Origin of the sequence: Catenulispora pinisilvae, assembly GCF_015356865.1 — a bacterium.
GTDB lineage: Bacteria > Actinomycetota > Actinomycetes > Streptomycetales > Catenulisporaceae > Catenulispora > Catenulispora pinisilvae.
Genome location: NZ_JAAFZA010000406.1, coordinates 1 through 5,458, shown reverse-complemented (window position 1 = coordinate 5,458; position 5,458 = coordinate 1). Strand labels below are relative to the sequence as shown.

4 protein-coding genes are annotated in these 5,458 nt (G+C 69.5%); 2 read left to right on the top strand and 2 right to left on the bottom strand.

Annotated elements, in window-relative coordinates; all coding sequences use genetic code 11:
• Nucleotides 1-61: 61 nt before the first annotated feature.
• A complete protein-coding gene (locus IZR01_RS47885) occupies nucleotides 62-301 on the bottom strand; it encodes a DUF397 domain-containing protein (RefSeq protein ID WP_194898801.1) in 240 nt (79 codons plus the stop codon).
• Nucleotides 302-1,316: 1,015 nt separating this feature from the next.
• Nucleotides 1,317-1,814 carry an ATP-binding protein gene (locus IZR01_RS47880; RefSeq protein ID WP_194898802.1) on the bottom strand — a complete coding sequence of 166 codons (498 nt, stop codon included), beginning with the start codon at nucleotides 1,812-1,814 and terminating at the stop codon, nucleotides 1,317-1,319.
• A 383-nt stretch (nucleotides 1,815-2,197) separates the two neighbouring features.
• Between IZR01_RS47880 and IZR01_RS47875 the strand changes: the two genes are divergently transcribed.
• Together IZR01_RS47875 and IZR01_RS47870 are read left to right on the top strand one after the other, a co-directional pair.
• Nucleotides 2,198-3,088 (top strand): Sco1979 family transcriptional regulator, encoded by an 891-nt coding sequence (locus tag IZR01_RS47875; RefSeq protein ID WP_194898803.1) that lies wholly within the window; start codon nucleotides 2,198-2,200, stop codon nucleotides 3,086-3,088.
• Nucleotides 3,089-3,173: 85 nt separating this feature from the next.
• A partial coding sequence (locus IZR01_RS47870) for a hypothetical protein (RefSeq protein ID WP_438939731.1) occupies nucleotides 3,174-5,458 on the top strand: 2,285 nt, incomplete at its 3' end.

Genomic DNA, 5,458 nt, shown 5'->3' with positions numbered 1-5,458 from the left:
GGGCCGGGGTCGGGGGCCGGAGGCGGGTACCACTATGTATATTGCGCAGGTTGCGCAGGGCTCAGCCGAGCAGGTCGTCGAACTCGCCGTCCTTGATGCCGCTGATCATCGCCTCGATCTCGGCCCGGGTGTACAGCAGGGCCGGGCCGTGCGGGTCGCGGGAGTTGCGGACCGCGACCGAGCCGTCGGCCATGCCGGCGAACTCCACGCAGTTTCCCTGCGAGTTGGAGTAGCTGCTCTTGCGCCACGCGGCGGCGACCTTGGTGGCCGGCATGCCGTTGTAGGGCTCGAACTCGCTCATTCTCGTTTCCCCTTACATGTACGGTGGGAAGGGTTGATCCACTGCACGTGCATCCGCGTTTGAATCAGCACTCGCTTATGCATGGCAGTAAACGGATGCTAGCGGTAGTGCTGCCGCACGCGCATAGGTTTCGAGTGTGAAACGTTCAAAGAGCGGGTAAAGGTTCTCCCCGCAGGTTCAAGGCATGCGTCTGGAGCGGCTTCGATACCAGATCGATATACATTCGAGCCCTGTGACAGCCAACCGAATCGGGCCGGTGCCGACCGCTGTCGGGTGGGGACCGAAAGTGAGTGCGAACACGGAAAGCGGTTACTGCGTCACGCTTTCCGACGCGGGTGGACGACGGTCAGGGGCGCGGGAGTAAAGCGGATGGGAATACCCGTCAAAAGCCCCGTATGTAACACCCGGGTGGTGGGTGGACGAAGGAGCTGGCCGGGCGGGCGCCTTCAGTAAGGCGGGGCAAGGGGCAAGCAGTAAGGCGAGGGCAAAGCAGAGCGACACGGCTACCGAAACGGCTACCGACACGGCTAGCGACACGGCTTAGGTGGGAGTGGGCAGAGAGTGCGGGGGCGGCAGTGGGCGAGACCAAGCAGGGCTGGCGTGGCTTGGCCGGAGGGTGCGGGGGCCGACGGTAGGCAAGGGCGAGCAGTGCCGAAGCGGCTTCGCGGCTTAGCAGGGACCAGCGGTAGGCAAAGGCGACCTAGCAGGAGCCGGCAGTAGGTAGCGCCGAGCAGTGCCGAAGCGACCTTGCAGGAGCTGGCAGTAGGTAGAGGTGAGCAGTGCCGACACGGCTTAGCAGGAACCGACTGTAGGTAGGGGCGAACAGCGCCGACGCGACCTAGCAGGAGCCGAGAGTAGGTAAGGGCGAGCGGTGCCGAAGTGGCCTAGCGGGAGTCGGCGGTAGGCGGGGGAAGCGGTGCGACGCGGCTTTGTAGGAGCCGGAAGTAGGCGAGGGTTGGCAAGCCGGGACGATAGTTCGGGACGGCACGGGTGCCTGAGCAGGCAAGCTCAAGGCTCAGCAGGCAAGCTCAAAGAGTGCCCAGACGACCTTCCCCGAGGGCTCGGCGGCGCCCGGGGCACGGAAGCGGCGCCAGCCCCAGTCGTCGGCTAGCGCCTCTACGAGGTACATGCCTCGTCCGGATTCGTCCAGGCCCCATAAGCCGTCGGCGGCGCGGGCGGGGGTGGGGGCTACGGGAGAGGCTGCTGAGGGGTCGGCTACGGCGAATAGGACGCGCTCTATGCCGGCTTCGCCGTCGCCGGTGTCGCAGGGTTCGTGGACGAGGCATAGGGATATCAGGTCGGATTCGTCGCAGGTGCGGCCTGGGAGGACTGCTTCGTAGGCGTGGACTAGGGCGTTGGTCACTAGTTCGCTGACGACGATGCCCAGGTTCTCCAGGAGTGTGGCGAATCTCTCTGGGCGGCCTCGCCAGTCCTCCGCTACGTCGCGTACGAAGCGGCGGGCTGCTGAGACGGATTCGGCGCGGGCCGGGAGCACGCAGTGGCGCGTCGACACGCTGCGTCCTACGGCCTGGTACCCGATGCAGACCGGCAGGTCGGCATGGAGCAGGGAGTAGGCGTAACCAGACGCGACCATCGGGTCTCCCGTCAGGTGCCGGCCGCATCGGCGGTGGCACATGCAATCGCAGAGTTTTCCTATGCATAAGGCGGATGCACGTGCATGCTACAGCGTAGGCGGCGTGCGCAGGGTCTCGGATGAGCAAAGAGTTTGACGACACGATTCAGGGTCCTGCCGTGCGCTCCGGGTGTCCCTCGCACCGGGACCACCTAGGCTTGCGGTGTTCACAAGCGGACGCCCGAGTGGCACAATCGGCAGCTGATCCACCGCCCGGCACCTGGGATTTACAGGGATCGGGCCTCAGATGGAGCGAGGAAGCAATGAGTGGGCCCCACACCGCTGATCCCGAGTCCGAGCCCCCACGCTCGGGCGGCGCGACGGTGCGCCGGATCATGCTCGGCTCGCAACTGCGGCGGCTGCGCGAGGCCGCGGGCATCACCCGGGAGACCGCCGGCTGGGAGATCCGTTCGTCGGAGTCCAAGATCAGTCGGCTGGAGCTCGGGCGCGTCGGTTTCAAGATGCGGGACGTGGAGGATCTGCTCTCGCTGTACGGCGTCACCGACCCCGGCGCCCGGGAGCCGTTCCTGTCGATGGCCAAGGCCGCGAACGCGACCACGTGGTGGCACGGCTACCACGATGTCCTGCCGAGCTGGTTCGCCGGCTACATCGGGCTGGAGGAGTCTGCTTCTCTGATCCGCACCTACGAGGTGCAGTACATACCGGGCCTGTTGCAGACCGCCGACTACATGCGGGCCGTGATGGCCGGACGTGGCGTCTACGACAGCGATTCCGAGCGCCGTGTGCAAGTGCGGCTGGAGCGCCAGAACGTGCTGCTGCGCGAGCAGGACGCGCCGCGGCTGTGGGCCGTGGTCGACGAAGCCGCGCTGCGCCGCCCGGTCGGCAGCCCCGAGATCATGCGCCAGCAGCTGTCCCACCTGCTGGAGATGATGGAGCGGCCGAACGTCACGGTGCAGGTGCTGCCTTTCCAGTCCGGAGCGCACGCCGCCGAGGCCGGGGCGTTCACCATCCTGCGCTTCGCCGAGCCGGACCTGCCCGACGTGGTCTACCTGGAGCACCTGGCCGGCGCGCTCTACCTGGACAAACGCGATGACGTCGACGTGTATCTGCAGGTGATAGAGCGGATCAGCGTCACCGCCCTGACCCCGGCGCTCACCGCGGAGGCCCTGGCGAAGCTGATCAAGGACTTCTAGGATGCCGCACCGCTGGCCGGAAGCGGCCTGAGGTTCTTGCCCCGGTATCTGTACTCGAACATCCAAAACGGATACGTTCGTACCCATGCCTGACAGGGGAGACGAACGGGGGCGCGGCGGTACGAGGACGCTGGTGACCGGCATTCTGGCCGGCACCGAGTGGCACCCCGCCACCAACCCGCAGGACGCGACGCAGACCGCGCGCGAGGCCCGGGATCTGGCGGTGCGGCTGCGACCCGTGCTGTCCAAGTTGGCGCAGGCCCCGCGCGGCGGGCGCCGGCGTGATCTGGAGTGGCTGCCGGCGGTCGAGCAGTTGGCCGTGGACGCCCAGTACTTCGCCTCGTGGTGGTTGCCGAGGCTGGAGGGCAAGTCGGCGGGGTCTTGGCCGTCCTGGTCCGCCGACGGTTACGCGGACTGGGTGAAGCGCCTGGACGCGCAACGCCTGCGAACGCTGGAGATGGTCGAGGGCACGGCTCCCGTGACCCGGATCGCCTCGGTCACGCAATTGCGGCGGGGCAAGGGCGCGACCTCCGGACCGGACGCCGAGACGATGTCGGCATCGCAGTCGGCATCGCAGTCGGAGTCAGTATCGGCATCGACCCCGGTGCCACCGCCGGGTGCAGAGGACTTCGCAGAGCCGCACTCCCCCGCGCGCCACGCCCGCGGCGACGGCGACCCGGCCGAGGACTTCGGCGAGGAGCACACGGCCCGGATCACCCCGCTACGCGGCCCGGGTGCCGCGCTCATGGACGCGGCGCTCATGGAGATGTCCGGCGCTCCGGAAGCGCCAGGCATGCGGACCGAGCCGACCGACCCGAGCCTGTCCGCCGACGAGACGCACATATCGCGGGCGACGCCGATCACGGCCGCTGGCACCGACACCGGCGCCGAAGACGCCATCACCGGCGGAGACCGGACCGACCGGGTAGGCGGGGGATTCGCGGAGTCGACAGCTCCGACGACGCCCGACGCCGCCGAGCTGTCCATATCAGGCACCGAAGACGCCCTGCCGTCGGTGCCGAGGACCCCGCCGAATCAAGGCCCTGAGTACGACGACCCCGACACGACGCACATCTCGCGCGCCCCGGCGGACCGGGTGCCGCTCGGCTTCGACGACCTCGCTGCCAATGCCTCTGACGCCGCCGATGCCGCCGTCGTCCCCGACGCCGCGATGCCCCTGGTCCCCCGGACGCCGCCGAATCAGGGCCCGGATGATGCCCACGTCGGTGCGGACATCGTGCAGATCCCCCGCACCCCGCCGAACAGCGGCCCGATGGACGCGGAGCTCTCGCGGACGCCGCTGAACGCCGGTCCGGCGGCACCGGATCGCCCGCGTGGGCCGCGAGCGCCCGTCGTCAGCCTGGTCGGCGACGAGGACCTGCCGCGCGTGCCCCGGACGCCGCCGAACCCCGGCCCCCGCCCCAGTCCCGGTCCCGGTCCCGGGCCCGGTCCCGGTGCGGGTCCGGGCCCGATAGGTGCAGGCGCTGGCACTGGCGCAGGCGCCATAGGCACTGACGCTGGCACCGGCTCCATAGCCGCCCGTTCCAACGCCGGTCCCAGGGCCGGTTCCAACGGCGGCAATCTGAGCGCCGACACCGACGCCGACAGTACCCACGTCTCGCTGGCTTCGTCCGGTCCCGCAGCCCTGGGAACAGGTGCCGGTGTGGGAGCGGGAGCCAGACCCGGAGCCGGAACGCCGCCCGACGAATCCACGCGCCCGCTGTTCCGCTCCGAGGCGAAGGCACCGGCCCCGAGCTCGACCGGCGCGGCAACCGCAGCCGCCATAGCCGGCGCCGCTGTAGGCGCCGGAGCGGTGGGTGCCGCAGCGATGGGCTCCAGCGCGGTGAGCTCCAGCGCGGTGAGCTCCAGCGCGATGGGTTCCGGCGCGATGGGTTCCGGCGCGATGGGTTCCGGCGCGATGGGTTCCGGCGCGATGGGTTCCAGCGCGGTCGCTTCCGGCGGAGGCGGCCACGACGAGTTCGAGCACTTCCAGCCAGGCAGCGACATGCCACCGCCGGTGTTCCCGATGACAGAACCCGTCGAGCCGGTCGACCGGGGACGCATCGTGCGCTACGCGCTGACAGCGGTCGTGGTCGCGGTCTGCTGCGTGGCGGCCTTCGTCGCGCTCAGCGGGAAGAGCTCCGGCAACAAGACCGCGGCGGCGGCGACCAGCCCGTCCACTTCCGCCGTGCCGCCGAGCACCAGCGACTCCTCGAGTTCGGTCGACCCCGGCGCGGTGACGGCGCCGACCTCGACGGACACGCCGCCCCCGGTTTCCTCAACCGCCTCAAAACCGCCGGTGATCCCGCCGAAGCCGAACCCGCCGACGAGCAGCGCGCCGACGACCGCGGCCCCGTCGCACACCTCCGC